The sequence below is a fragment of the Mesorhizobium sp. M6A.T.Cr.TU.014.01.1.1 genome (assembly GCF_004022765.1).
GTDB lineage: Bacteria > Pseudomonadota > Alphaproteobacteria > Rhizobiales > Rhizobiaceae > Mesorhizobium > Mesorhizobium mediterraneum.
In genome coordinates this window covers 1-385 of record NZ_RZPG01000156.1, presented here as the reverse complement: position 1 = coordinate 385, position 385 = coordinate 1, and the positions used below count along the sequence as shown (strand labels likewise).

The window sequence follows — 385 nt, the reverse complement described above, 5'->3', positions numbered from 1 at the left end:
ATCCCGGCGTCGACTACGTCTGGATCATGGGGGCGGATAGTTTGCGCGATTTCCACCGCTGGCAGCGCTGGCGCGAGATCGTCATGACCTTCCCGATCGCCGTCATCGACCGTCCGGGCGCGACGCTGTCGTTCCTGTCCTCCGTCGTCGCCAAGACCTTCGACTATGCCCGCATCGACGAGGGCGATGCACCGCGGCTTGCCCGCATGAAAGCACCGGCCTGGACCTTCATCCACGGCCCGCGCTCGTCGCTGTCATCAAGTGCGATCCGCAAGCTGGCGAAGGGGTGAGCCCGACCGCCCGCCCATGTCGCTTTTATCGCTCCCTTTGCCCGTTTCATGGGCAATCCTGAGCAGGCATGTCGATTCCCAGGAAAACCCGCAGC

1 pseudogene is annotated in these 385 nt (G+C 64.2%); it reads left to right on the top strand.

Annotation, left to right across the window (positions count from 1 at the left end):
* Positions 1-290: pseudogene (locus EN885_RS33385) on the top strand (nicotinic acid mononucleotide adenylyltransferase); the annotation flags it as partial.
* Positions 291-385: the final 95 nt, after the last annotated feature.